This window comes from Rhizobium sp. WW_1, assembly GCF_003610155.1.
GTDB lineage: Bacteria > Pseudomonadota > Alphaproteobacteria > Rhizobiales > Rhizobiaceae > Rhizobium > Rhizobium tropici_A.
The window spans coordinates 797,345-820,594 of record NZ_RAIN01000001.1 but is presented as its reverse complement, the minus strand read 5'-3'; the positions used below and the strand labels follow the sequence as shown (position 1 = coordinate 820,594).

Genomic DNA, 23,250 nt, shown 5'->3' with positions numbered 1-23,250 from the left:
GCAGATTTTCTGCCATGTGAGGCATGGCAATGTCCATCGACAGGCCCTTTGCCCTCATGCCAGATCGCTAGACCGAACCAGCCGGCAGGAGCGCATCATGGATCAGTCTTCTTCTCTTTCCCGTATCGATTGGGTGGCGCGCAGCTGCCGGCTCCTGGCGGCGACGGCGCAGGAATTCCGGGAAACCAGGCCTTTTGCGGGTTTGACCATTGGGACGGGCATCCATCTCGAGCCGAAGACGGTTGCGCTGTTGATGACGCTGCGGGCGGGCGGCGCCGGTCTCGTCTGCACCGGCAATCTCAACAGCACCCAGCCGGAAACGGTCGCCTATCTGCGCGCCCAAGGGATCAAGGTCTTCGCGACGCAGACCCGCGATGCCGATGAGCATGGCGCCAGCCTCGATGCGATCCTGGCGGAAAAGCCGGATTTGTTGCTCGACAATGGCGGCGATCTCTTTGCCCGCGCGGCCGACAAGCCCTATGCCAACCTGCTTGGCGGTACCGAGGAAACCACATCCGGCCGCACCCGGCTGATGCCGATGCGCGACAAGCTCAACATGCCGATCCTCGTCATCAACGACAGCCCGATCAAGCAATTCGCCGAAAACCGGCATGCCGTCGGGCAGAGCATGTTCGAGAGCTATCTGCGCTTCACCAATCGCTCCACCAATGGCAAGCGCGTCACCGTCTTCGGTTACGGCGCCTGCGGTAGGGGCACGGCAGCGTGCTTCCGCAATGCCTTTTCCGCAGTCAGTGTCGTCGATATCAATCCGGTCACGACACTTGAAGCGCATCTCGACGGTTTTTCAACACCGCTACGCGAGGCGGCGATCCGTTCCGCCGATGTGCTGGTCACCGTGACGGGCTATCCGGATATCATCACGGTTGCCGATCTGCCTCTCATCAAGGACGGCGCGATCCTGATGAATGGCGGCCACTTTCCGCATGAGATCGATGTCGAGGGCTTCCGCAGCAGCCCCGATGTTATCGGGGTCGATCGTTATGAGGCCGAGCAGATCGAGACTATCCGCATGCGCGATGGCCGTGCCTTCCACATTCTCGGCGGCGGCCATATGGCCAATCTGGCCGGCCCGCGTCCGCTGGGGAATACCGTCGAATCCATGGATCTCGGCTTTGCGCTGCAGGCCCGATGCCTGGAACGGGTCGCCAAGGGCAATCTTGGCAAGGAATCCTGCGTCATCCCGGTTCCCACTGATATCGACGCGCTTGTCGCCTCCGCCTATCTCGACTTGGCGCGCTAAACCTCAGGTTTCGGCCAGCGCCTGCGGCAGCAATCGATCATAGAGCGTTGCCATCTCGTCGCCGAAGCAGCAGAAGATGATCTCCTCGAAGGCACCATCCTTGCTTTCGGCAAGGGTGGTGCGGATCGCGATCCGTGCAGCCGGCTCGGCGGGGAAGCGGTAGATGCCCGTCGAGATGGCGGGAAAGGCGATTGTCTTCAGGCCGTGCTGCCGGGCAAGGCCAAGGCTGTTGCGGTAGCAGTCCGCAAGCAGCTCCTCCTCGCCATGGTCGCCGCCATTCCAGACCGGGCCGACCGTATGGATCACATGCCTTGCCGGCAGGCGGTATCCGCCCGTTATCTTTGCCTGCCCGGTCTTGCAGCCATTCAGCATCCGGCATTCCGCAACGAGCTCCGGCCCGGCGGCGCGGTGGATCGCGCCATCAACGCCACCGCCGCCGAGCAGACTGCTGTTGGCGGCGTTGACGATGGCATCGACAGAAAGCCTGGTGATATCGCCGAGAACAACGGTGAAGCGCGTCTCCGAATTCGCAGCAAGATCGGAACGGATGATTTCAGGCGCGGACATGGCGGTCTCCTCGAACCTTTATGGCACCTATCGCTCCCAATAGGGAACGGGACCGTAAAGTTCCGCCAGAAAGTCGATGAAAACGCGCACTTTCGCCGGCAGGAACTGCCGGCTTGGGTAAACGGCCGAGAGGGTGACATTGTGCGAGCCTTCATAGGCCGGCAACACCTGCACGAGACGGCCGTTGCGCAGTTCCTGTCCGATATCCCAGGTGGAGCGCAGCGCAATGCCGAGACCGGCGATGACGGCTTCGCGCACGACCTCGCTGGAGTTGGTGATGAGCCTGCCCTCAGGGCGGAAGATCAGGCTGCCTTTCGGCCCCTCCAGCCGCCACGGATCGAGATTGTGTGCCGGCAGGCAGATGTGCCGACGCAGATCGTCGATATCCTGCGGCATGCCGTGGGCGTCGATATAGGCGGGCGAGGCGCAGAGCACGCGGCGCACTGGCGCGAGCCGGCGGGCGACGAGGCTCGAATCGGTCAGTTCGGCAATGCGGATGGCAAGATCGAAGCCGCCGCCGACGATATCGACGAATTCGTCGCTGAGCACGAGATTGAGCGACAGCTCAGGATGCGCCTGCATGAAGGATTTGAGATGCGGCGCGATGTGCAGACGGCCGAAGGATGTCGGAGCGGAGATCTTCAGCGTGCCGTGCATCTGCGAAGAGCGCCCGGCAATATAGGCTTCCGCCTCTTCCAGCCCGGCGAGAATGGCAAGCACGCGGTCATAAAAGCCCTGCCCCGCCTCCGTCAGCGAAATCTGCCGCGTGGTGCGCTGCAGGAGCCGGGTGCCGAGCCGATCTTCGAGGCGCTTGATGCGCTTGGAAATGACGGCGGGCGAGAAGCCGAGCGCCCGGCCGGTCAAGGACATGCTGCCGGTCGCCACCACGCTGGCGAAGATTTCGAGATCCCCTAAATTGGTCATGCACAATTATTTCCCATTTTGGAATAAATGCTTATCATTTGCTCCAAACTTGGGAAAGCGCTAAGCCGATAATGGGTTAAAAGGAGGCTGTATCCGCGAGGGGATGCAGGAGGAAGACGGCATGGCAGAAGCCATTTCATTTCTGGAGCCGCGTGCGGATGTTCTGGCGCGCCGCAGCGCGATCGTTGCCGATCTGACCGACCTTTTGCCGCCGGAATGTCTGATCCACGAACAGCGCGAACTCGTGCCCTTCGAAACCGATGCCTTCGTGTCCTATCGGCGCCTGCCGCTCGCCGTAGCTTTGCCGCGCTCGACGGCGGAAGTGGCGGCCGTGATGAAATACTGCCATCGCTACGGCATTCCCGTCGTGCCGCGCGGCGCCGGCACCTCCTTGTCCGGTGGAGCCATCCCGCAGGAAGATGCCGTCGTTCTCGGCCTCTCCAAGATGAACCGCATCCTCGATATCGATTATGCCAATCGCACCGCGATCGTGCAGGCGGGGGTGACGAACCTGCATGTCTCCGAAAGCGTCTCGGCCGACGGCTTCTTTTATGCGCCTGACCCGAGCTCGCAGCTTGCCTGCACCATCGGCGGCAATATCGGCATGAATTCCGGCGGCGCGCACTGTCTGAAATACGGCGTCACCACAAACAATCTGCTCGGCGTTAAGCTTGTCCTGACCGACGGCACTGTCATCGATCTCGGCGGCAAGGCGCTGGATGCGGCAGGCTACGATCTCCTCGGCCTCGTTTGTGGCTCGGAAGGCCAGCTCGGCATCGTCACCGAGGCGACGGTGCGGCTCATCGCCAAGCCCGAGGGCGCCCGGCCGGTGCTCTTCGGCTTCGATAGTTCGGAAGAAGCGGGCGCCTGCGTCGCCGATGTCATTGCCGCCGGCATCGTGCCGGTCGCCATCGAGTTCATGGACAAGCCGGCAATCGAGATCTGCGAAGCCTTTGCCAAGGCAGGCTATCCGCTTGATGTCGAGGCATTGTTGATCGTTGAGGTCGAAGGGTCTGAGGCGGAAATGGACGATATGCTTGCGAGCATTGTCGCCATCGCCCGCACTCACAGGGTCAAGACCGTGCGCGAATGCCAGTCGGCGACGGAGGCAGCCCTGATCTGGAAAGGCCGGAAATCGGCTTTCGGTGCTACCGGCCGCATCGCCGACTATATCTGCATGGATGGCACCGTGCCGCTTAGCCAGCTCTCTTATGTGCTGAAGAAGACGGGCGAGATCGTCGACGGCTACGGTCTGCGCGTCGCCAACGTCTTCCATGCTGGCGATGGCAACATGCACCCGCTGATCCTGTTCAATGCCAACGATCCTGAAGAAGCGGCCAAGGCGGAAGCCGCCGGCAACGACATCCTCCGGCTCTGCGTCGATGCCGGCGGCTGCCTGACTGGCGAACATGGCGTCGGCATCGAGAAGCGCGACCTGATGCGCCATCAATATGCGGATGTCGATCTCGCCCAGATGATGTCGGTACGATCAGCCTTCGATCCCGGCTGGATACTCAATCCCTCCAAGGTCTTCCCGCTCGATGGACGCAACGCCGCATGAACGAGTTTCATCCGAGAACTGAAGAGGAAGCCGCCTCCATCATCAGCGATCATACGGCGCGTGGCGCAGCCCTTGCGATCATCGGCGGCAACACGCGGTCCGGCTTCGGCAATGCGGTCGCGTCCGATGCGGTTCTGTCATCGCGCGGCCTTGCCGGCATCGTCGCCTACAATCCGGGTGAGATGGTGATGACCGCTCGCGCTGGTACGCCGGTTGCGGAGATCGAAGCAGCGCTTGCCGAGAGTGGCCAGATGATGGCGTTCGAGCCGATGGACCACCGGCCGCTGATGGCGACCGAAGGCGAGCCGACGATCGGCGGCGTCTTCGCAGCCAATGTCTCCGGCCCGCGCCGCTTCGTCAGCGGTGCCGCGCGCGATAGTCTTCTCGGCGTCCGCTTCGTCAACGGCCGGGGCGAGATCGTCAAGGCCGGCGGCAGGGTGATGAAGAACGTCACCGGCCTCGACCTCGTCAAGCTGATGGCCGGTTCGCACGGCACGCTCGGCCTTCTGACCGAAGTGACGTTCCGCGTGCCGCCGAGGCCAAAGACGGAGGAGACGATCGTCCTCTCCGGCCTCAACGATGCGGAAGCCGCCAATGCGATGGCCGCGGCCATGGCCCTGCCGCTCGAAGTATCAGGTGCCGCCCATCTGCCGCTCACCGTCGCCTGGTCTTTTCTTGACGGCAAGCTGCCGCAGGGAGAGGCGACGGTGCTGCGCATCGAGGGTCTCCCCGGCTCCGTCGCGGTCCGTGGTGAAAAGCTTGCCGCTGCGATGGGCCGGCTCGGATCGGTGAAACGCCTCGAGGAGGATGACAGCTGCCGGCTATGGCGCGAAATCCGCAATGTGAAGCCCTATGCGGATGGCACCTCGCGCCCAGTTTGGCGCGTCTCGGTCGCGCCCGGTACCGGCCACCAGCTTGTGGCCGCTCTTCGCCTGGAGGAGGGCGTGGATGCCTATTACGATTGGCAAGGCGGGCTTGTCTGGATGCGCATGGAAGCCGAGCCGGAAGGCGACATGCTCCGACGCTATATTCACGCGCTCGGCGGCGGACACGCGACCTTGATGCGCGCTGCCCCTGCTCACCGCGCGATGACGGCCGCCTTCCAGCCGCAGCCGGAGGCAGTGGCGCTGCTATCTGCACGCGTAAAGGAAAAATTCGACCCGGCCGGGATTTTCAACCCCGGCAAAATGGCGTGACGAGGGCTGCCGGATGCAAACCAATTTCACTCCCGAACAGCTTGCCGATCCGCACGTGGCCGAGTCCGAGGCGATCCTGCGCAAATGCGTGCATTGCGGCTTCTGCACCGCCACCTGTCCCACCTATGTGACGCTCGGCAACGAGCTCGACAGCCCGCGCGGCCGCATCTACCTCATCAAGGACATGCTGGAAAACGGCCGGGCCGCCGATGCCGAGGTGGTGACGCACATCGATCGCTGTCTCTCCTGCCTCGCCTGCACGACGACCTGTCCCTCCGGCGTCGATTACATGCACCTGATCGACCATGCGCGCGTCCATGTCGAGAACACCTACAAGCGTCCGCTGATGGACCGGCTGACCCGCAATGTGCTGGCCTCCGTCTTGCCCTATCCCGGCCGTTTCCGGCTGGCTCTGCGGCTTGCAAACCTCGGCCGGCCGTTCAAGGTCCTGTTGAGGCGCATTCCCGCATTGAAGGCTTTCGCCGCCATGCTCGATCTTGCGCCTCGCAGCATTCCCGCGCCGTCACCCTTCGCCAAGCCGGGGCTGTACGCCCCGCAGGCCGAGCGTCGTGGCCGGGTGGCGATCCTGACGGGCTGCGCCCAGCCGCTGCTCGATCCAAAGATCAATGCGGCAACCATCCGCCTGTTGACCCGCCTCGGCGTCGAGGTCGTGGCGCCGGAAGGGGAGGTCTGCTGCGGCTCGCTGGTCCATCACATGGGTCGCGAGGAACAGGCGCTTGCCGCCGCCCGCGCCAATGTCGATGTCTGGTTGCGTGAGATCGAGGCCGGCGGCCTCGATGCCATCATCATCACCGCATCTGGCTGCGGCACGACGATCAAGGATTACGGGCATATGCTGCGCCTCGATCCGGCCTATGCCGACAAGGCGGCAAGGGTTTCGGCACTCGCCAAGGACATCACCGAGTATCTCGCCAGCCTCGACCTTCCCTCGCATATGCCGCGCGGCGTCACGGTCGCCTATCATTCCGCCTGCTCCATGCAGCATGGGCAGAAGATCACCATGGCGCCGAAGCTGCTGCTGAAAGCGGCGGGTTTCACGGTGCGCGAGCCGGCGGAAGGTCATCTCTGTTGCGGCTCGGCCGGCACCTACAACATCATGCAGCCGGAGATTTCGGCGGAGCTGAAGGCGCGCAAGGTCAGGAATCTCGAAGCGACGAGGGCAGATATCATCGCCACAGGCAATATCGGCTGTATCACACAGATCGCGACGGGAACCGGCATTCCGATCCTGCATACGGTGGAATTGCTGGATTGGGCCTATGGCGGCGATATGCCAGAGAAATTGAAGGGCCTGCAGCCGGCGGCGGCCTAATGCAGCTTGCCTGATGCGGGCAGGCGGTAGGCCTGCCATTCGCCCTCGAACTTGTCGGCGGCGATGCGCGTCATGCTAATGCGTTCCTGACCCTCTTCGAAGAAGATGCCGTCCACCAATCCGGCGATACCGTCGTAAAATGAGCCTTCCACCAGGCTGGTCAGGCGTTGAATCTCACGCTCGCGCAGCGAAATATCGGCGACCGACATGCAGTGTCGGCGGCCATCAGCGAATACATCGATGAGCCGGGGAACATCGCCGGCAACATCGACCTCGTAATAGACGATGACCGGCTCCTCGCTTTCCGGATGAATCCAGTCGCAACGATAGTAGAAGAAGCTCATGCCCGAATAATAGCACACAATCCCCCAAGCCTGAACCGGTTTGGGGGATCGATAGTGGTGGAAGATCGGCTGTTCTTAGAAGTTGAACGAGACGCCGAAGTTGAGCGCATGCGTGAAGACTCTGGTCTTCAGCGTGTCGCCGCTGTCAATCGAGACATCGTTCACGAAGTTGTAGTTGCCTTTGTATTCGACGAAGGTCGACCAGTGCTTGGCGAACTGATAGCTGACGCCGGCCTGTGCCTGCAGCGAAGGGCCGCCGAACTGGTAGTCGAAGGTCTTGCCGGAATCGCGGGTGACTTCGACATGCGGCACGTTGATGCCGGCGCCGAGGCCGACATAGGGCGTCCAGTTGCGGCTGGAGTCCTGGAAGCGGTAGAGCGCGTTCAGCGTCAGCATATTCAAGCCGTCGGTGAACTCGAAATGCGACCAGCCGGGCGTATTGCCGAGATCGCCGTAGACCTTCGCATGGCTGTAATCGAGCGACACACCCCAGTTCGGCTTGTCGAACTGATCGAGCCACCAGATGCCGCGAAAACCGAAATAGGGTGGCATCTTGAAAGATTTGCCGGACCAGTTCGGGTCGAAATCGGCGCCGTCCGATGTGGTGACATTGCTGCCGGTCGCGCCCTGTATGCCGCCGTAAGCGGAAAATTGCATTTCCGCCGAGGCGGAACCGGCGGCCAATAGAAATGATGAGACCGCAAGCACGGCAAGTGCCGGCTGCTTGTTGCGAAACGCACGATGCATATGAAATCCCCGGATGCCAAAGTGCTGCCATCTAAGCGCGCTTCCGTGACACTTCTATTGCAGTCAACGGTAGGCAAGTCGCGGTTGAGGGGGAAAAACAGACGGTAGACTGAATGTATCGGGCCGATCATCGGCGGCGCGGTGCGATAAGTTCCGGGCTGTAACCCCGGCGCAACAGTACCCTCGCGCGGGGACTGGATAGAATTGGCCATTGCGATAGATGCGGGCGCCCGTTACGCGCACGAATGATGCCATGCCATCGTTCGGGACGCCCGCTATTTTGCTGTCTGATTCGGAGCAGGCTGATGCCCCGCTCCATCAGCCGCCGAACATGGTCCTCAGCACGTCGACGCCGCGGTCCTGATAGCTGACTTCACCCTGCTTGTTGCCAGGCCCGACGACGATGACCTTCGTGCCGATCGGAACCCGATCGTAAAGATCCGTCACATCCTTGTTCATCATGCGGATGCAGCCGGAAGACATGTTCAGGCCGATGCTCCAGGGCTGGTTGGTGCCGTGGATGCGGAAGGCAGTATCGTTGCCGTTGCGATAGAGATACATGGCGCGCGCGCCGAGCGGGTTATCCTCGCCACCTTCCTGGTAGGCCGGCAGCTTGTGACCCTTCTTGGCCTCGCGGATGCGCATTTCCGGCGGCGGCGTCCAGCCCGGCCATTCGGCCTTGCGGCCGACCTTGACCACGCCGGACCAGCCGAAGCCTTCGCGGCCGACGCCGATGCCGTAGCGTCTCGCGCGGTTGTTGCCTTCGACGAGATAGAGATACTTGTTGTTGGTGTCGATGATGATGGTGCCCGGCGCTTCGTTGGTCGACAACCGCACCAGCCGCCGCTGGAACTGCGGCTTGACCTGGCCCTGCGGCTCCATCGCCACCTGGATCAGGTCGGCACGCTTGGCCGGCGCCGCATAGGGTGCGGAAGCGGTGAAGGCGGCTGCGTTCGACGCCGCAAGAAGACACGCCGCAACGACACCTGTCGTCACGATCGACAATGCTGCTTTCATAATGGCATTCCCCTCGTTGAATTCGGTAGGAAACTACCGGAACCGGCGAGGGGATCAAGATCAAAATGTCCAATACGAAGAACGGATTGGGAGAAACGCCCTCTCTTCTATCGCGGGTCGGACTATAGTCTGAGATATAGTGACGGGCATGGCCGCGCGGCGAGCTGCTGGCCCTTCGATGAGGGTGATGCCGCCGCGCAGGTCCGAAGGCCGTTCGGGACTACATGACGGTGACGCGCGTGCCGACCTTTACGCGATTGTAGAGATCGATGACATCTTCGTTGCGCAGGCGGATGCAGCCGGAGGAGACGGCATTGCCGATGGTCCATGGCGCGTTGGTGCCGTGGATGCGATAGAGCGTCGAGCCCAGATACATGGCGCGCGCGCCGAGCGGATTGCCCTCGCCGCCTTCCATGCGCGCCGGCAGATAATGGCCCTTGGCGGCTTCGCGCGAGATCATTTCGGCGGGCGGCGTCCAATCCGGCCATTCCTGCTTGCGGGTGACGGTGTGAGCGCCAGCCCATTCGAAGCCGGGCTTGCCGACGCCGACGCCATAGCGCCGCGCCTTGCCGCCGTCCATCACGAGGTAGAGGAAGCGGTTGTTGGTGTCGATGACGATGCTGCCGGGCTTTTCCTTGGTCTGGTAGTCGACGATCTGCGGCAGGAACTGCGGAGCGATCTGGCCGCGGATTGCCGGATATTGCGGGCGGGCCATCGCGACCTGCTGCACGACCGGGCGGGAGAACAGGCCGCGCGGCTGCACGACCTGACGTACCTGCGGATTGGCCTGCTGCTGCATGGCGGGATCGGCCGCGCGCCGCGCCATCGGGCGCGGGTAGACGACCGGCTGCACGTTGCCGCCGCCGAGCTGCATCACCCAGGGGGCGGTCAGATCGGGGCTGACGATGACGGGCGGGCGCGACTGATAGCGATCGTCGGCAAAGGCGGTGGAGGCAAGCAGGCTCAGAACGCCGGCGGCACATAGAACGGCATGTTTCATCATCGGACAAACTCTCTACACATGGGCCGAAGATGGGCGCAACAGCACCCGGTCGAAACCATGGTGCCACTTGCACGCGAGCGAATGGTAAACATCTATTCATCAAAATGCCGAAAAGCCGATAAAGCTTTGTCAGGGTTACCGCCTGGTTTTGAAAGATGGTTTGCAAGTGGTAAATCATGAATCGGAATGCACGGTCGCCCGAATGTGCCTATGAATTTAAGCATTTGATTGATCTCAATTTATCCGATAGTGGCTTACTGGTTTCCGGTAGCGCGCGCTGAAATAGGGGACGAATCGCGAAAATGGCCGAAACGGGCATCATCACCGGCGAAGACGGCAAGGACCGCTGCTTCTGGCACGCCAATCTGCCGGATTATCTGCGCTATCACGACGAGGAGTGGGGGCGCCCGGTCGTCGACGACATCAGGCTTTTCGAGAAGATCTGCCTGGAAGGCTTCCAGTCCGGCCTGTCTTGGCTGACGATCCTGCGCAAGCGCGAGAATTTCCGCGCCGCTTTTGCCGGTTTCGATTTCGAGAAGGTCGCGAGATTCGACGATGCCGATATCGAGCGTTGTGTTGCCGATGCCGGCATCATCCGTCATCGCGGCAAGATCGTCTCCACCATCAACAATGCCCGCCGCGCCATCGAGCTGCGCAACGAATTCGGCTCGCTCGCCCGCTATTTCTGGAGCCAGGAGCCGAGTGCCGCCGAGCGCCCCGAACTCTTCGACCTTGCCCATCTCCGCGCCAATCCGACGAGCGCCGCCTCCGTTCGGATTTCCAAGGATTTGAAGAAGCGCGGCTGGACCTTCGTCGGCCCGACCACAGTTTATGCCTTCATGCAGGCCATGGGCCTCGTTAACGATCATATTGAAGGCTGCTATTGCCGGAAAGAGGTGGAGGCGATGCGTTGCGCATTGGTGCGGCCGTGAGAACGACGCTTCTCGGCCTTTTCCTGACGATGTTCGCGCTGTTCGGCGCCGTGGCCGCGAATGCGCAAACCGACACCCAGCAACCGCAACTGCCGCAGCTCGATCGCGGCGAAAAGCTCGAGAAGATCGCCCTGCCGGCCGTCCTCGAAAAGCTGACGGGCTGGACGAAATTCGGCAAGGGCAAGGTCTATATGCTGCCGCTAAAGAAGGGCCAGCATATACGGATCACCTTCAGCTCGAAGAGCAAATATGCCTTCATGGCGATCTTCGACCTCTCTTCGAACGAGGACGAATCCTTCTTCGGCACGGATGAGGACGGCAACACCGCCGACGTCACCGTCAACGAGGATACGACCTGGCTGATCAAGCCATACTATTCTCGCGTCACGCGCCGGCGCGGTCTCGGCGCACCCTATGAGATCCTCATCGATCCCAATCCGCCGGCGACACAGCAGCCAGCCGACCAGCAGAAGGATCAGGGTCCGATGCTGTTCCCGCCGCGCTCCAAGCAGGGGCAGTAGGGCTTAGGACAACGCCTCGATAATGCCGTGCAACTCGCCGAGATGGTCGATCTTGCGGAAACGCGGCGCCTGGCTCGGTTCCTCGACATGTTCGAACGACCATGTGAGTTCGTGCGGCACGAAGACGCCGTAGCTGCCGGCGGCAAGCGCCGGCACGATGTCCGATTTCAGCGAGTTGCCGATCATCATCGCCCGTTCCGGCCCATCCCCGACCTTGGAGAAGATGCGGCGGTAGGTGGAGGCGTTCTTGTCCGAAACGATCTCGATCGCATCGAAAAGGTCGCCGAGCCCGGATTGGGCAAGCTTGCGCTCCTGATCGAAGAGATCGCCCTTGGTAATCAGCACCAGCAGGTATTTGCCCGACAGGGCCTCCAGCGTCTGGCGCACGTGGGGCAGGGTTTCGACGGGATGGGCGAGAAGATCGCGGCCGATATCGAGAATCTGCGCGATGACGTTCGACGGCACCTGGCCCTCGGTGATCTCGATGGCCGTCTCGATCATCGACAGGGTGAAGCCCTTTATGCCGAAGCCGTAGTGGCGGAGGTTGCGCTTCTCCGCCTCCAGCAGCCGCGCGGAAATGACGTCGCTTGCGGCGTGATCGGCAAGAAGATCGGTAAACTGCAGTTCCGTCAGCCGGTAGAATTGTTCGTTCTGCCAAAGCGTGTCGTCGGCATCGAAGCCGATCGTGGTCAAGGGGCGTTGCGTCATCGGTATGTCCGTTTTGCGCATGTCATGATTGCTGGAATCTATTCCGTCGCGAAGCGGAAGCAAGGGTGAGCGCCGGTAACCGCATCGTGATCGACGGAAGGTCTCGCGTTGAAAGCGGTTTCCGGTGCATTATGTCGTTGTTGTCTCGATCGCCGCGGAGCCAGAGCCGTGCCTCGATGACTGTCTTATGACCTCTCCAGGGCAGCGCCAATTGCCGCTGTCGTGCCGGGGCCAATCTATAGCGAAAAGATATGCATTCACCGGCCGGAAGCGTCTTCCGGCTGATTACAAGGGAATTTTTCCTATGCGTTACAATCAACTCGGCAATACCGGGCTGTTCGTCTCCGAACTTTGCCTGGGCACGATGACCTTCGGTGAAGCCAACCCCAACAACAGCCTCTGGGGCTCGATCGCCGATGTCGACCAGGCGCTCGCCGACAAGATCGTCGAAGGCTCGCTGGCCGCCGGCGTCAACTTTATCGACACCGCCGACGTCTATTCCTTCGGCAATTCCGAAAAGCTGCTTGGCCAGGCCCTGAAGAATCTCGGCGTTCCCCGCAAGGATGTCGTCATTGCCACCAAGGTCTATGGCGTCATGGGCGACAAGCCCAACGATCGTGGCGCCTCGCGCGGCCATATCATGGATTCCGTGCAGGCAAGCCTGGACCGCCTGCAGACCGATCATATCGACCTTTATCAGATCCACGCCACCGACACAGTAACGCCGATCGACGAGACGCTGCGGGCGCTGGACGATCTCGTCTCGCGCGGCCTGGTTCGTTATGTCGGCGTTTCCAACTGGCAGGCCTGGCGCATCGCCAAGGCGCTCGGTATCTCGGAGCGCCGCGGCTTCGCCCGGTTCGAGACCGTGCAGGCCTACTATTCCATCGCCGGCCGTGATCTGGAGCGGGAGATCGTGCCATTGATGACGGAAGAAAAGCTGGGGCTCATGGTCTGGTCGCCGCTGGCAGGCGGCCTGCTCTCGGGCAAATACGGTCCCGGCGCTCCGGGTAATGGCGAGGGACGGCGTGCGAGCTTCGATTTCCCACCCGTCGACAAGGATCGCGCCTGGGCCTGCGTCGCCGCCATGCGCGAAGTGGCGGAAAAGCACGGCTCCAGCGTCGCCACCGTGGCCCTCGCCTGGATACTGGCAAAACCCTTCGTCACCAGCATCATCATTGGTGCCAAGCGTCTCGACCAGCTCGATCAGAATCTTGCCGCCGTCAAGCTGAAGCTTGATGCCGACGACATCGCCAAGCTCGACGCGGTCAGCGCGCTTCCCGCCGAATATCCCGGCTGGATGTTGGCCCGCCAGGGCGCTCAGCGCGTGCCGCAGCCGTTCCAGCCGAAGGTCTGATGTCAAGAACGGCCGGGCCGCCGCATTTCCCAGCGGCCCGGCTTCCCCTCAAAGCTCGATGACGATTTTGCCGAAGGGGCCGCGATCGAGATGATCGAAAGCCGCCCGCACCTCGCCGAGCGCATAGCGATGGTCGATCACCGGCTTCAGCCCTATGTTGTCGACCGCGCGCACGAAATCTTCGAGCGAGCGGCGATGGCCGACGCCGATGCCCTGCACGGTGGGGGATTTCAGCAGCAGCGGCGCCGCCGGCCCGGAAATATCGAAGCCTTCGAGCACGCCGATGACCGAAATCCGGCCGTGAGGCGCCACGGCCCTCAACGATTGGGCGAAGTTCGGTCCACCGGCGATTTCGATGATATGGTCGATGCCGCGATCGTTGCTAAGCCGATACACCTCTTCCACCCAGTCGCTTGTGTTGCGATCAATGCCGTGATGGGCTCCGAGGGCATTGGCACGAGCCAGCTTTTCCGGTCCCGACGACGTCACGAAGACCTCGGCTCCCTGGGCGGCGGCGATCTGCAGGGCGAAGAGGGCGACGCCGCCCGTTCCCTGCACCAGCACGCTGTCGCCCGGCTTGAGCTTGCCGCGTTCCACCAGCGCGAACCATGCAGTCAGACCTGCGCAGGGCAGAGTGCTGGCCTCGGCATAATCGAGGGTCGTCGGTGCGGAGACGAGCCAGTCCGCGGGCACGGAGATATATTCGGAAAGCACGCCCGGATAGAAGCCGCCCAACGTCTTGTAGGGAGGATTGCGGGCATCGCCGAGCGGCTTGCCATCAATCCAGCCGGGGTGGAAGGTCGAGATGACGCGATCGCCAACCGAGAATCTGGTGACGTCGTCTCCCACCGCCTCGATAACGCCCGCCATATCCGAGGCAGGCACGAAGGGAAACTGAATGGAAAGCCCCATGCCGGTCTCGCGAACGAGCTTGTCGCGATAGTTCAGCGAAACGGCCTTGACCCGCACGAGGACTTCGCCGCGTGCGGGCGTGGGGATCGCCGCTTCCGTGAGGTTCAAGGGTGCGCCGACGGCGATCTTGTCGAGGGTCCAGCGCTTCATAGTCTCCGTCATCATTGGTCTCCTGGGAGGAATTGAACACAATGGACGCACTATATCGTTGCTCTCTGGTCGCCAGTGGCGATATTATTTCGGCCAACTGGTTCCCTATAGGAGACAATCATCATGAATGACATGCTCAACGGCATTCCGGAATTCGTCGAGGCGGTCGAAGCCGGCGGCTTTTCGGCGGCGGCGGCGCGCATGAATCTTTCGCGCTCGGCCATCGGCAAGACGATTGCGAGGCTGGAGCGCCGCTTGAATGTCCGCCTTTTTCACCGCACGACCCGCATGCAAAACCTGACGGACGAAGGCCAGGCCTTCTATGAGCGCTGCCGCCGGGCACTCGACGAGATACAGTCGGGCGAGGCCATGCTCGAATCGGGCAAGCGCGAGGTCACGGGGCGCCTGCGCATCTCCATGCCCGTGCTCTTCGGCCGTTGCTGCGCCGCGCCACAGCTGTTGGAGCTGGCGCGCATTCATCCCAAGCTCGAGCTGGACCTGTCGTTCAGCGACCGCGTCGTCGATCTGTTCGACGAGGGCTTCGATCTTGCCATTCGCAACGGGGTGCTGCGTGATGAAGCAGGTCTTGCTGCCCGTAAGCTCACCTCCACTCGGATGATACTTTGCGCATCTCCCGACTATCTTGCCTCCAGAGGCACGCCCCGGACCGTCGCCGACCTCGGCAATCACGACCTGATCGCCTATGCACGCTCTGGCGAGGTGAAAAAATGGACTTTCCTGCAAGAGGACGGGTCGGCCGTCGAACATCTTGCCGCAACGCGCCTGCGCTTCGACGATCTGGAGGTGCTTGCGGCGGCGGCGTCGTCCGGAATGGGGATCACATGGCTGCCCTGCTGGCTGGTGCGTCAATACCTGTCCGCGGGAACGCTCGTGCCGGCAATGAGGAATATTTCCAGCCGGGCCGTGAACATCTATGCGGTCTGGCCGCAGACGCCCCATCTTCCGCTGAAGATGCGGGTGGTCATCGACCTCCTGGCCGAACGACTGCCCGCGATCATGGATTGATTGGCTGCGTGAGCGGAAAGGCGCTCCAGTCGCCACTTCGTCGCTAGAGGAGGACGCCCTCGTCGAACACCCTGTTCCACCTGAGAATCCGTACGGACTTGCGTAATCCGGCCGGCCAGAAGGGATCTTCCTTCACCAGCCGTTCGACCTCGCTCTCGGTCCGCGCTTCCACCAGCCACAACCCGCCTGCAAAGTCGTCGCCTTCCCGGCTGAGCGGACCGGCCGTCCTGATGGACGCGGCGTTCGCCTCCAGGAAAGCGAAGTGGCGTTGCAGATATTCCCTACGAATGGTGACGGCGTTTTGCGGGTCGTCCTCGAACAGAACTGCGAATATGGTCATTGCTGCCTCCTTGCTGGAATTTCCAGTCTATGGCTGCAATAATGCCGGTGCACGCAGTATATTCGCCGCTAGGGGCTGCAAAATTGCACGACATCGATTGGAATGATCTGCGCCATGTTCTGGCCCTTGCGCGGGGCGGCTCTTTTGCCGCGGCCGGCAGGGCGCTCGGGACGGATGCGACAACCGTCGGCCGCCGCCTGCGCACCCTGGAAGGGCGCCTTGGCATTCCACTGTTTTCGCGCGATGCAGGCGGCGCCATGTCGCCGACGCCAACGGGCGAGATCGTCGTGGCGAAGGCCGAGGCGATCGAGGCGGAAGTCATGGCGCTGTCGGGCGCATTGGATGCAGCCGATCCTCTGGCGTTCGGCAAGGTGCGCCTCACGGCAGCCCCATCCTTCATCAGCCGGCTGCTGATTCCGGCCATGCCTGGTCTCCTTGCCCGGCATTCCGGCCTGCAATTGGAGCTTATCGGCGATTCCAGGAATCTGAACCTGACCCGGCGCGAGGCGGATATGGCGCTGCGTCTCGCAAGGCCGGCTGACGTCGCGAACGGCAAGGTCGTCGCCCGGCGGATCGCGACGCTGGACTATGCCGTCTACGTCGCCGCCGATCAGGAAAGCCGCGCGGAGGATTTGCCGTGGATCGTCTATGAAGAGGCGATGGCGCATCTGCCGCATGCCCGCTGGATTGCCGCGCAGGCGGAAAAGTCAGGCCGTTCCAGCCCGCTCGCAGTCAACGATGCCGAGGCGCTGCTCCAGGCCGCCGTGACGGGATTGGGGCGCGCGCTCCTGCCGAAAATCCTGGCAGAAAGGGTCGATGGCCTCCGGCGCGTCGATAGTGGCGACAGAAATCCGCCGGTGCGCGAAATGTGGCTGCTGATCCATGCCGAATTTCGTCAGCTCGTCCGCATTCGTGCCGTTTCCTATTGGCTGGATCAGGTATTCCGTAGCCAGCATCCCGAACGGTGAGAGAGGCAGCTTTGACGCCGCCTCCCGTTATCGTCTGAATTACTTGCCGTGCTTCTTCAGCCAGGCCCTCATTTCCTTGATCTCGGCTTCCTGTGCCGTGACGACGCCCTGCGCCAGTTTGCGCAGTTCGGGGTCCTTGCCGTATTTCAGCTCGATCTTGGCCATGTCGATCGCGCCCTGATGGTGCGGAATCATGCCACGGACGAAATCCGCATCGGCGTCGCCACTATAGGTAATCATCATATCCTTGTGCATCTTGCCCATGGCGTCGTTGAAAGCCTTGCTGGAGGCGCCCTGGTCGCCCATCGGCTTGCTCATATCCATACCCGACATGCCGTCGGCGAGGGCAGGAAGGGTGAGGGCAAAGGCGAATGCGCCGGCGAGGATCAGCGATTTAGACGTAGACATAGGTGTCCTTTCCGTTTCTGGACGGTATCTCAATTTGAGCGGAGGCCGCTCGTGGATTGAATGCAGCCGGTCGTCAGGCGAAACGGGGAGGCGGCGCTGTCGGCTGCGGCCGTGCGCCGAACAGGCGCTGGCCGGGTGCAGGCACCGGATAGGATACGATCTGCTTGCCGCCTTCGATCACTAGTGCCGGCGTCAGTGCAAGACAGGCGGCACAGGACGCCACATGCGCCATGCCGCCGGCGCAGGGGTTGTCCGGCTTCTTTTCCTTGGGCTCACCAATGTTGGCGTGACCGGCCATGCCAGGCATATCGACCATGCCATCATGCGCGCTCATGGTCGCTGTCGCGGGCATGGACATGGCGGAATCGCAGACAGGGCAATTCGCCAGCGCCGGCATGGCACCGTAGAGCAACCAGGCAATCAGCATTGTCAGGATCGCAAGCACGCGCATGAAGAGAAATCTAGCCGTGCAACCCGCGAAGGCAAGCGCGAATTGCATCCTTGCGACACTGGAAGGGGATCAAGGCAGCAGTTTGACTTCCCTTATGATTTCGATCGGCGGAAAGCTGATGCAATCCACCACATCGAAGGTGAGCGTGAATTTCGCGGGCGTTGCCTTCGCCCAAATCAGAGCCTGTTGCGCCGCGCCTGCGGGGATCTTCATCGCAATGGTGCAATGCGGCTGCCAGCGATCCGGCCGCGAATGCTCGTGGCAAAGGGCAGGGTCGATGTCGTCGTGAATGGCTTGATGTATCTGCCTCAGAACACGATCGTCGGACGGACGTGCCCAGAGCACCAGCATCTCGTTTGGAAAATGGTCGATGCCGGAAAATTCGATCGACAAGGGCGGCACGTTTGCAAAGGCCTTTTGAGCGGCGGCGACAAGCGAGGAGGCGGCGATATCCTGATAGACCGCAAACGTCAGATGCGGCGGATAGTTCAGCGCCCGCATCGACGGCGAGGTTTCGAACCTGCTCGCCTCTTGCCAGAGGTTCAGCACTGGAGAGGCGCTGTCATCGGTGCATTTCAAAACGATCGCGTGAGGCATGGTCCCTATGTCGCCTTCTCTGGCTTTTCTCGGTTTTGTCGGTCGCTAACATATAACAATCCTTGCCGCATTCCGCCCAATCCGCTAGTTAACCGCGACTGTTCCCATACCGGATTACCCTAGAGATGAGCGACAAACAAAAGAAACCGCAGAAGCTCAAGGCCCGCCTGCCGCGTGGCTTTGTCGATCGTTCGGCCAGCGACATTCGCGCCGTCAGCGAGATGACCTCGAAGATCCGTAGGGTATACGAGCATTATGGTTTCGATCCTGTCGAAACGCCGCTGTTCGAATATACCGATGCGCTCGGCAAGTTCCTGCCCGACAGCGACCGGCCGAACGAGGGCGTGTTCTCGCTTCAGGACGAAGACGAGCAGTGGATGTCGCTGCGTTACGACCTGACGGCGCCGCTCGCCCGTCATGTCGCCGAGAATTTCAACGAGATCCAGCTTCCCTACCGCACCTATCGCGCCGGCTATGTCTTCCGCAACGAGAAGCCGGGCCCGGGCCGCTTCCGCCAGTTCATGCAGTTCGACGCCGATACCGTCGGCGCGCCGGGCGTGCAGGCGGATGCCGAGATGTGCATGATGATGGCCGACACGCTCGAAGCGCTTGGCATCAAGCGCGGCGACTATGTGATCCGCGTCAACAACCGCAAGGTTCTCGACGGCGTGCTGGAAGCCATCGGTCTCGGCGGTGATGACAAGGCCGCCCAGCGGCTGAACGTGCTGCGCGCCATCGACAAGCTCGACAAGTTCGGCCCCGAGGGCGTGGCGCTGCTGCTTGGTCCCGGCCGCAAGGACGAGTCCGGCGACTTCACCAAGGGTGCCGGCCTCAACGCCGATCAGATCGAGAAGGTGCTCTTCTTCGTCGGCATCAAGAACTACGCCGAAAGTGCTGCTCAGCTTGCCGAACTTGTTGCCGGCACGTCAAATGGCGGCGAAGGCGTCGAGGAGCTGAATTTCATCGGCAGCCTGGTGACCAGCGCCGGCTATCAGGCCGATCGCATCAAGATCGACCCGTCCGTCGTACGCGGCCTCGAATATTATACCGGTCCGGTCTACGAAGCCGAACTGCTGTTCGACGTCACCAACGAGAAGGGCGAAAAGGTCGTCTTCGGTTCAGTTGGCGGCGGCGGCCGCTATGACGGGCTCGTGTCGCGCTTCATGGGTCAGCCGGTGCCGGCCACCGGCTTCTCCATCGGCGTGTCGCGCCTGATGACGGCGCTGAAGAACCTCGGCAAGCTCGGCACGGAAGAAGTGATCGAGCCCGTGCTCGTCACCGTCATGGATGGCGATGTCGATGCCATGGGGCGCTACCAGCGCTTCACGCAGCAGCTGCGCGCCGCGGGCATTCGCGCCGAGATGTTCCAAGGCAACTGGAAGAAGTTCGGCAACCAGCTGAAATATGCTGATCGTCGCGGTTGCCCGATCGCTATCATCCAGGGCGGCGACGAGCGCGCCCAGGGCGTCGTCCAGATCAAGGATCTGATCGAGGGCAAGCGCCTTTCCGGCGAGATCGAGGACAATGCCAGCTGGCGTGAGGCGCGTGTGGCACAGGAAACCGTGCCGGAATCCGAGCTGATCGCGAAGGTTCAGGCAATGCTGGCGGCACAGGCGGAAGACCGGAAGAGGGCGGGCTGATGCCCCTGATCAACCTCCCGGATTTCGCTGCCGATCTGCTGGATGAGTTTACCCTCCGCGGGACGGAGAGGGTGGATACGCCCATCATCCAGCCGGCCGAACCCTTTCTGGACATGGCCGGTGAGGATCTTCGCCGGCGCATCTTCATGACCGAGAGCGAAACCGGCGCCAGCTTGTGCCTGCGTCCGGAATTCACCATTCCGGTCTGCCTGCGCCATATCGAAACCGCCACCGGCACGCCGAAGCGCTATTCCTATCTTGGCGAGATCTTTCGCCAGCGCCGCGAAGGCGGTCATGAGTTCTATCAGGCCGGGATCGAGGATCTGGGCGATGGCGATACGGCCAGCGCCGACGCCCGCGCCATTGGCGATGCCATCGGCATTCTGAACCGTTTGGTCCCCGGCAAGCCGCTCTCGGTCACGCTTGGCGATCAGGCCGTGTTCGAGGCCGTGGTACAGGCGCTCGGCCTGCCGTCGGGCTGGCAGAAGCGGTTGATCCACGCCTTCGGCAATATGATGCAGCTCGAAGCCCTGCTGGCGCGCCTCGCAAGCCCGCAGCCGGTCACGGGGCTTGATTCCCATGTGCTCGATTTTCTCAATCGTGGCGATGAGCAGGGGCTGATCAGGCATATCGACGCGACCATGCAGGCAACCGGCTATTCCACCAATGCCAGCCGCTCGCCGCAGGAAATCGCCCGCCGTCTCCGCGAGAAGCTGGTGCTGTCGGAAACCCGGCTCGATGACGCGGCATTCCTCGTATTGGAGGAATTCCTGTCCTTGAGCGTGCCGCTGGCGGATGCCTCAGCCGCGCTCGCCGGCTTTGCCGATGCGGCAGGCCTGAAGCTGGGCAAGGCATTGGAAAGCTTCGATGCCCGTGTCGCAGCCTTGGTCAAGGCTGGCGTCGACGCCGCGAAGATAGATTATCGCGCCGCCTTCGGCCGCCCCCTCGATTACTATACCGGTCTCGTCTTCGAGGTGACGGTGCAGGGATCGAGCGCGGTGCTTGCCGGCGGCGGCCGTTTCGACCGGCTGATGACACTGCTCGGCGCCAAGGATCATATCCCGGCCGTCGGTTTTGCGCTTTGGCTCGATCGGATCGAAAATGCGAGGGCCGCCTGATGACCATCACCATTGCTTTACCCTCCAAGGGCCGGATGAAGGACGATTGCTCGGCCGTTTTCGAGCGTGCCGGCATGCCCATCGTCGCTGTCGGCAACGACCGCTCCTATCGCGGTCGTGTCGAGGGCTGGGATGGTGTTGAAATCGCCTTCCTGTCGGCCTCGGAAATCTCCCGCGAGATCGGCAATGGCAGTGTCGATTTCGGCATTACCGGCGAAGACCTCGTGCGCGAGGGCATGGCGGAGGCCGATCGCCGCGTCGAATTCTGTGCAAGGCTCGGTTTCGGTCATGCCGATGTCGTCGTCGCCGTGCCGGAAATCTGGCTCGATGTCGACACCATGGCCGACCTCGGCGATGTCGCGGCCGATTTTCGCGCCCGTCATGGGCACCGGCTGACGGTTGCCACCAAATACTGGCGGCTGACGCAGCAGTTCTTCTCCAGCCAGCACGGCATCCAGCTCTACCGCATCGTCGAGAGCCTCGGGGCTACCGAAGGGGCGCCGGCGGCCGGTTCTGCCGATATCATCGTCGATATCACCTCGACGGGCTCGACCTTGCGGGCGAACCACCTGAAGATCCTGTCGGATGGCATCATCCTGCGCTCGGAGGCTTGTCTGGTGCGCGCCCGCAAGGAAAGCCACGAGGGTGATCCGATGGTCGAGCGCATTATTTCGGCGGTTCGCAGCGCACTCTGATTTTTCAGGTTCCTGTTCATGTAAAAAAAGCCCGTCGGAATTCCGACGGGCTTTTTTGCCTTGGGAGGTTATATACCGATCAGGCTGCAGCGTAAGCGCCGCGGCGTGCGTCGACCGAGTAGATGCCTGCGCCGTTGGTGGCGAGCATGATGTAGGCGCCAGCCAGCGTGATGTTCTTCAGGAAGTTCACGAAGTTCAGGCCGTTGATCCAGCCGTTGGCGGCAGCCGGGAAGTCCGGAACGTTGACCGTCGGCAGGTGGAAGATAACGCCGGTGAAGACACAGAATGCGGCAAGCAGCCAGCCGACGATGCGGACCTGGAAGCCGATCAGCACGCAGACGCCGGTGACGAATTCAAACGTGCCGGCAAGGTAGGTGAGCAGCGTTGCTGCAGGCATTCCTGCGCCGGCGATCATGCCAGCGGTGCCGGCCGGATCGGTCAACTTGCCGAAGCCGGCGAAGATGAACATGAAGGCCAGCAGGATGCGCGCCACGAGAATGATGATGTTATTGGTATTGGACATGACAGTCTCCGGTGAATTGGGTTCTGGTCGGGTGACGACAATTTCTGGAGACAGATATTCGTGATTTTTGATGAGTTGAAAAGATAAACAACTGCGCACAATTAGTTCACAATCATTGAACAGTGACGGCACCCGAACGCTCTTCCCATCGATTTCATATCGGCTATGGTGACGCCAAATCAGTCGCCAAATCATAGCCTTCAGGAGCAAGCCCATGGCCGATCTCTCATCCTTTCCGATCACGAAGCGCTGGCCTGCCAGCAATCCGGACATTATCCAGCTCTATTCGCTGCCGACCCCGAATGGCGTCAAGGTTTCGATCGCGCTGGAGGAGCTCGGTCTGGCTTATGAGCCCCATCTGGTTTCCTTCAGTACCAACGACCAGAAGTCGCCGGAATTCCTGTCGCTGAACCCGAATGGGCGCATTCCCGCGATCATCGATCCGATTGGTCCCGACGGCAAACCGATCGGCCTGTTCGAATCGGGCGCGATCCTGGTCTATCTCGCGGAAAAGACCGGCAAGCTCATGCCGGGCGATGCCGCCGGTCGTTACGAGACGCTGGAATGGGTCTTCTTCCAGATGGCTGGCATCGGCCCGATGTTCGGCCAGTTCGGTCACTTCTTCAAATTTGCGGCTGAGAAAGTCGCCAACAATTCCTATCCGGTCGAGCGCTATCGCGATGAGGGCAAGCGCCTGCTCGGTGTGCTCGAAGAGCGCCTGAAGGGACGTCAGTGGATCATGGGCGATGAGTATACCATAGCGGACATCACGACTTTCCCCTGGGTTCGCGGCGTCGATGTTTTCTATGGCGGCCGTGAGCTGCTGGAATTCGAAAGCTTCCCCTCGGTCATGGCGTGGCTGGAGCGCGCCCTTGCGCGCCCGGCAAGTCAACGGGGCCTAAGCATTCCGAAGCGGGATTGATTGTTTCTTCACGGCTCGGCAGGTCAGGC

General features: G+C 61.8%; 26 protein-coding genes. 13 read left to right on the top strand and 13 right to left on the bottom strand.

Features of this window, described 5'->3' with window-relative positions; genetic code table 11:
• Window positions 1-97 precede the first annotated feature (97 nt).
• A complete protein-coding gene (locus BJ928_RS03870) occupies window positions 98-1,261 on the top strand; it encodes an adenosylhomocysteinase (RefSeq protein WP_047627926.1) in 1,164 nt (387 codons plus the stop codon).
• A gap of 3 nt (window positions 1,262-1,264) precedes the next feature.
• Here BJ928_RS03870 and BJ928_RS03865 read toward each other — a convergent pair whose 3' ends face one another.
• Window positions 1,265-1,828, bottom strand: coding sequence for an O-acetyl-ADP-ribose deacetylase (locus BJ928_RS03865; RefSeq protein WP_047627925.1), 564 nt, complete (start codon window positions 1,826-1,828; stop codon window positions 1,265-1,267).
• A 27-nt stretch (window positions 1,829-1,855) separates the two neighbouring features.
• Window positions 1,856-2,752: a LysR family transcriptional regulator gene (locus BJ928_RS03860; RefSeq protein ID WP_047627924.1), complete on the bottom strand. Its 897-nt coding sequence runs from the start codon at window positions 2,750-2,752 to the stop codon at window positions 1,856-1,858.
• Between the two features lie 121 nt (window positions 2,753-2,873).
• On the opposite strand from BJ928_RS03860, the gene BJ928_RS03855 reads away from it, so the two are divergent.
• Genes BJ928_RS03855 through glcF form a run of 3 tightly spaced genes read left to right on the top strand, consistent with a single transcriptional unit; the run spans window position 2,874 to window position 6,842 of the window.
• On the top strand, window positions 2,874-4,313 hold the full coding sequence (locus BJ928_RS03855) for an FAD-linked oxidase C-terminal domain-containing protein (RefSeq protein ID WP_047628784.1): 1,440 nt from the start codon (window positions 2,874-2,876) through the stop codon (window positions 4,311-4,313).
• Window positions 4,310-5,509: an FAD-binding protein gene (locus tag BJ928_RS03850; protein ID WP_047627923.1), complete on the top strand. Its 1,200-nt coding sequence runs from the start codon at window positions 4,310-4,312 to the stop codon at window positions 5,507-5,509. The genes BJ928_RS03855 and BJ928_RS03850 overlap by 4 nt, the downstream gene beginning before the upstream one ends.
• A gap of 13 nt (window positions 5,510-5,522) precedes the next feature.
• Window positions 5,523-6,842: a glycolate oxidase subunit GlcF gene (gene glcF / locus BJ928_RS03845; protein ID WP_047627921.1), complete on the top strand. Its 1,320-nt coding sequence runs from the start codon at window positions 5,523-5,525 to the stop codon at window positions 6,840-6,842.
• On the opposite strand, the gene BJ928_RS03840 is transcribed toward glcF, so the two are convergent.
• From BJ928_RS03840 to BJ928_RS03825, 4 genes are all read right to left on the bottom strand, one after another.
• Complete coding sequence (locus tag BJ928_RS03840; RefSeq protein WP_245432224.1) at window positions 6,839-7,204, bottom strand: hypothetical protein; 366 nt, start codon at window positions 7,202-7,204, stop codon at window positions 6,839-6,841. The genes glcF and BJ928_RS03840 overlap by 4 nt on opposite strands.
• Before the next feature lie 57 nt (window positions 7,205-7,261).
• Window positions 7,262-7,933, bottom strand: a complete 672-nt coding sequence (locus tag BJ928_RS03835; RefSeq protein WP_047627919.1) for a porin family protein — start codon at window positions 7,931-7,933, stop codon at window positions 7,262-7,264.
• 318 nt (window positions 7,934-8,251) lie between these two features.
• The gene (locus tag BJ928_RS03830; protein WP_047627918.1) at window positions 8,252-8,950 is read right to left on the bottom strand and encodes a L,D-transpeptidase; all 699 of its coding nucleotides are present in this window, start codon (window positions 8,948-8,950) and stop codon (window positions 8,252-8,254) included.
• A gap of 220 nt (window positions 8,951-9,170) precedes the next feature.
• Window positions 9,171-9,953, bottom strand: a complete 783-nt coding sequence (locus BJ928_RS03825; protein ID WP_047627917.1) for a L,D-transpeptidase — start codon at window positions 9,951-9,953, stop codon at window positions 9,171-9,173.
• A 302-nt stretch (window positions 9,954-10,255) separates the two neighbouring features.
• Between BJ928_RS03825 and BJ928_RS03820 the strand changes: the two genes are divergently transcribed.
• Together BJ928_RS03820 and BJ928_RS03815 are read left to right on the top strand one after the other, a co-directional pair.
• Window positions 10,256-10,885 (top strand): DNA-3-methyladenine glycosylase I, encoded by a 630-nt coding sequence (locus BJ928_RS03820; RefSeq protein WP_047627916.1) that lies wholly within the window; start codon window positions 10,256-10,258, stop codon window positions 10,883-10,885.
• Window positions 10,886-10,914: 29 nt separating this feature from the next.
• Window positions 10,915-11,406, top strand: coding sequence for a hypothetical protein (locus BJ928_RS03815; protein ID WP_052227492.1), 492 nt, complete (start codon window positions 10,915-10,917; stop codon window positions 11,404-11,406).
• A gap of 3 nt (window positions 11,407-11,409) precedes the next feature.
• Here BJ928_RS03815 and BJ928_RS03810 read toward each other — a convergent pair whose 3' ends face one another.
• On the bottom strand, window positions 11,410-12,114 hold the full coding sequence (locus tag BJ928_RS03810) for an HAD family hydrolase (protein WP_047628782.1): 705 nt from the start codon (window positions 12,112-12,114) through the stop codon (window positions 11,410-11,412).
• 304 nt (window positions 12,115-12,418) lie between these two features.
• Between BJ928_RS03810 and BJ928_RS03805 the strand changes: the two genes are divergently transcribed.
• A complete protein-coding gene (locus BJ928_RS03805; protein WP_047627914.1) occupies window positions 12,419-13,471 on the top strand; it encodes an aldo/keto reductase in 1,053 nt (350 codons plus the stop codon).
• 48 nt (window positions 13,472-13,519) lie between these two features.
• Here the strand turns inward: BJ928_RS03805 and BJ928_RS03800 are convergent, their stop codons facing one another.
• Window positions 13,520-14,545: an NAD(P)-dependent alcohol dehydrogenase gene (locus tag BJ928_RS03800; protein ID WP_047628781.1), complete on the bottom strand. Its 1,026-nt coding sequence runs from the start codon at window positions 14,543-14,545 to the stop codon at window positions 13,520-13,522.
• A gap of 111 nt (window positions 14,546-14,656) precedes the next feature.
• Here BJ928_RS03800 and BJ928_RS03795 point away from each other — a divergent pair, with 111 nt between their 5' ends.
• Window positions 14,657-15,559 carry a LysR family transcriptional regulator gene (locus tag BJ928_RS03795; protein WP_047627913.1) on the top strand — a complete coding sequence of 301 codons (903 nt, stop codon included), beginning with the start codon at window positions 14,657-14,659 and terminating at the stop codon, window positions 15,557-15,559.
• Window positions 15,560-15,602: 43 nt separating this feature from the next.
• On the opposite strand, the gene BJ928_RS03790 is transcribed toward BJ928_RS03795, so the two are convergent.
• On the bottom strand, window positions 15,603-15,899 hold the full coding sequence (locus BJ928_RS03790; protein WP_047627912.1) for a YciI family protein: 297 nt from the start codon (window positions 15,897-15,899) through the stop codon (window positions 15,603-15,605).
• An 83-nt stretch (window positions 15,900-15,982) separates the two neighbouring features.
• Here BJ928_RS03790 and BJ928_RS03785 point away from each other — a divergent pair, with 83 nt between their 5' ends.
• Window positions 15,983-16,867, top strand: a complete 885-nt coding sequence (locus tag BJ928_RS03785; protein WP_245432223.1) for a LysR family transcriptional regulator — start codon at window positions 15,983-15,985, stop codon at window positions 16,865-16,867.
• A gap of 39 nt (window positions 16,868-16,906) precedes the next feature.
• Here BJ928_RS03785 and BJ928_RS03780 read toward each other — a convergent pair whose 3' ends face one another.
• From BJ928_RS03780 to BJ928_RS03770, 3 genes are all read right to left on the bottom strand, one after another.
• Window positions 16,907-17,275, bottom strand: a complete 369-nt coding sequence (locus tag BJ928_RS03780) for a DUF305 domain-containing protein (protein ID WP_047627910.1) — start codon at window positions 17,273-17,275, stop codon at window positions 16,907-16,909.
• Between the two features lie 73 nt (window positions 17,276-17,348).
• Window positions 17,349-17,726 carry a hypothetical protein gene (locus BJ928_RS03775; protein WP_047628780.1) on the bottom strand — a complete coding sequence of 126 codons (378 nt, stop codon included), beginning with the start codon at window positions 17,724-17,726 and terminating at the stop codon, window positions 17,349-17,351.
• Between the two features lie 69 nt (window positions 17,727-17,795).
• The gene (locus BJ928_RS03770; RefSeq protein WP_047627909.1) at window positions 17,796-18,323 is read right to left on the bottom strand and encodes a 2'-5' RNA ligase family protein; all 528 of its coding nucleotides are present in this window, start codon (window positions 18,321-18,323) and stop codon (window positions 17,796-17,798) included.
• Window positions 18,324-18,448: 125 nt separating this feature from the next.
• Here BJ928_RS03770 and hisS point away from each other — a divergent pair, with 125 nt between their 5' ends.
• From hisS to hisG, 3 genes are read left to right on the top strand one after another with little or no spacing between them, the layout of a single operon-like run.
• Complete coding sequence (gene hisS, locus BJ928_RS03765; RefSeq protein WP_047627908.1) at window positions 18,449-19,963, top strand: histidine--tRNA ligase; 1,515 nt, start codon at window positions 18,449-18,451, stop codon at window positions 19,961-19,963.
• A complete protein-coding gene (locus tag BJ928_RS03760; RefSeq protein ID WP_047627907.1) occupies window positions 19,963-21,081 on the top strand; it encodes an ATP phosphoribosyltransferase regulatory subunit in 1,119 nt (372 codons plus the stop codon). The genes hisS and BJ928_RS03760 overlap by 1 nt, the downstream gene beginning before the upstream one ends.
• On the top strand, window positions 21,081-21,776 hold the full coding sequence (gene hisG, locus BJ928_RS03755; RefSeq protein WP_047627906.1) for an ATP phosphoribosyltransferase: 696 nt from the start codon (window positions 21,081-21,083) through the stop codon (window positions 21,774-21,776). The genes BJ928_RS03760 and hisG overlap by 1 nt, the downstream gene beginning before the upstream one ends.
• A 79-nt stretch (window positions 21,777-21,855) precedes the next feature.
• On the opposite strand, the gene BJ928_RS03750 is transcribed toward hisG, so the two are convergent.
• Window positions 21,856-22,299 (bottom strand): DoxX family protein, encoded by a 444-nt coding sequence (locus tag BJ928_RS03750; RefSeq protein ID WP_047627905.1) that lies wholly within the window; start codon window positions 22,297-22,299, stop codon window positions 21,856-21,858.
• Between the two features lie 214 nt (window positions 22,300-22,513).
• On the opposite strand from BJ928_RS03750, the gene BJ928_RS03745 reads away from it, so the two are divergent.
• Window positions 22,514-23,221, top strand: a complete 708-nt coding sequence (locus BJ928_RS03745) for a glutathione binding-like protein (protein WP_047627903.1) — start codon at window positions 22,514-22,516, stop codon at window positions 23,219-23,221.
• The last annotated feature ends 29 nt before the right edge of the window (window positions 23,222-23,250 follow it).

Coding starts and splice junctions, on each gene's coding strand:
- BJ928_RS03870 (WP_047627926.1), top strand. CDS start 98: ATGGATCAGTCTTCTTCTCTTTCCCGTATCGATTGGGTGGCGCGCAGC.
- BJ928_RS03865 (WP_047627925.1), bottom strand. CDS start 1,828: ATGTCCGCGCCTGAAATCATCCGTTCCGATCTTGCTGCGAATTCGGAG.
- BJ928_RS03860 (WP_047627924.1), bottom strand. CDS start 2,752: ATGACCAATTTAGGGGATCTCGAAATCTTCGCCAGCGTGGTGGCGACC.
- BJ928_RS03855 (WP_047628784.1), top strand. CDS start 2,874: ATGGCAGAAGCCATTTCATTTCTGGAGCCGCGTGCGGATGTTCTGGCG.
- BJ928_RS03850 (WP_047627923.1), top strand. CDS start 4,310: ATGAACGAGTTTCATCCGAGAACTGAAGAGGAAGCCGCCTCCATCATC.
- glcF (WP_047627921.1), top strand. CDS start 5,523: ATGCAAACCAATTTCACTCCCGAACAGCTTGCCGATCCGCACGTGGCC.
- BJ928_RS03835 (WP_047627919.1), bottom strand. CDS start 7,933: ATGCATCGTGCGTTTCGCAACAAGCAGCCGGCACTTGCCGTGCTTGCG.
- BJ928_RS03830 (WP_047627918.1), bottom strand. CDS start 8,950: ATGAAAGCAGCATTGTCGATCGTGACGACAGGTGTCGTTGCGGCGTGT.
- BJ928_RS03825 (WP_047627917.1), bottom strand. CDS start 9,953: ATGATGAAACATGCCGTTCTATGTGCCGCCGGCGTTCTGAGCCTGCTT.
- BJ928_RS03820 (WP_047627916.1), top strand. CDS start 10,256: ATGGCCGAAACGGGCATCATCACCGGCGAAGACGGCAAGGACCGCTGC.
- BJ928_RS03815 (WP_052227492.1), top strand. CDS start 10,915: ATGTTCGCGCTGTTCGGCGCCGTGGCCGCGAATGCGCAAACCGACACC.
- BJ928_RS03810 (WP_047628782.1), bottom strand. CDS start 12,114: ATGACGCAACGCCCCTTGACCACGATCGGCTTCGATGCCGACGACACG.
- BJ928_RS03805 (WP_047627914.1), top strand. CDS start 12,419: ATGCGTTACAATCAACTCGGCAATACCGGGCTGTTCGTCTCCGAACTT.
- BJ928_RS03800 (WP_047628781.1), bottom strand. CDS start 14,545: ATGACGGAGACTATGAAGCGCTGGACCCTCGACAAGATCGCCGTCGGC.
- BJ928_RS03795 (WP_047627913.1), top strand. CDS start 14,657: ATGAATGACATGCTCAACGGCATTCCGGAATTCGTCGAGGCGGTCGAA.
- BJ928_RS03790 (WP_047627912.1), bottom strand. CDS start 15,899: ATGACCATATTCGCAGTTCTGTTCGAGGACGACCCGCAAAACGCCGTC.
- BJ928_RS03780 (WP_047627910.1), bottom strand. CDS start 17,275: ATGTCTACGTCTAAATCGCTGATCCTCGCCGGCGCATTCGCCTTTGCC.
- BJ928_RS03775 (WP_047628780.1), bottom strand. CDS start 17,726: ATGCGCGTGCTTGCGATCCTGACAATGCTGATTGCCTGGTTGCTCTAC.
- BJ928_RS03770 (WP_047627909.1), bottom strand. CDS start 18,323: ATGCCTCACGCGATCGTTTTGAAATGCACCGATGACAGCGCCTCTCCA.
- hisS (WP_047627908.1), top strand. CDS start 18,449: ATGAGCGACAAACAAAAGAAACCGCAGAAGCTCAAGGCCCGCCTGCCG.
- BJ928_RS03760 (WP_047627907.1), top strand. CDS start 19,963: ATGCCCCTGATCAACCTCCCGGATTTCGCTGCCGATCTGCTGGATGAG.
- hisG (WP_047627906.1), top strand. CDS start 21,081: ATGACCATCACCATTGCTTTACCCTCCAAGGGCCGGATGAAGGACGAT.
- BJ928_RS03750 (WP_047627905.1), bottom strand. CDS start 22,299: ATGTCCAATACCAATAACATCATCATTCTCGTGGCGCGCATCCTGCTG.
- BJ928_RS03745 (WP_047627903.1), top strand. CDS start 22,514: ATGGCCGATCTCTCATCCTTTCCGATCACGAAGCGCTGGCCTGCCAGC.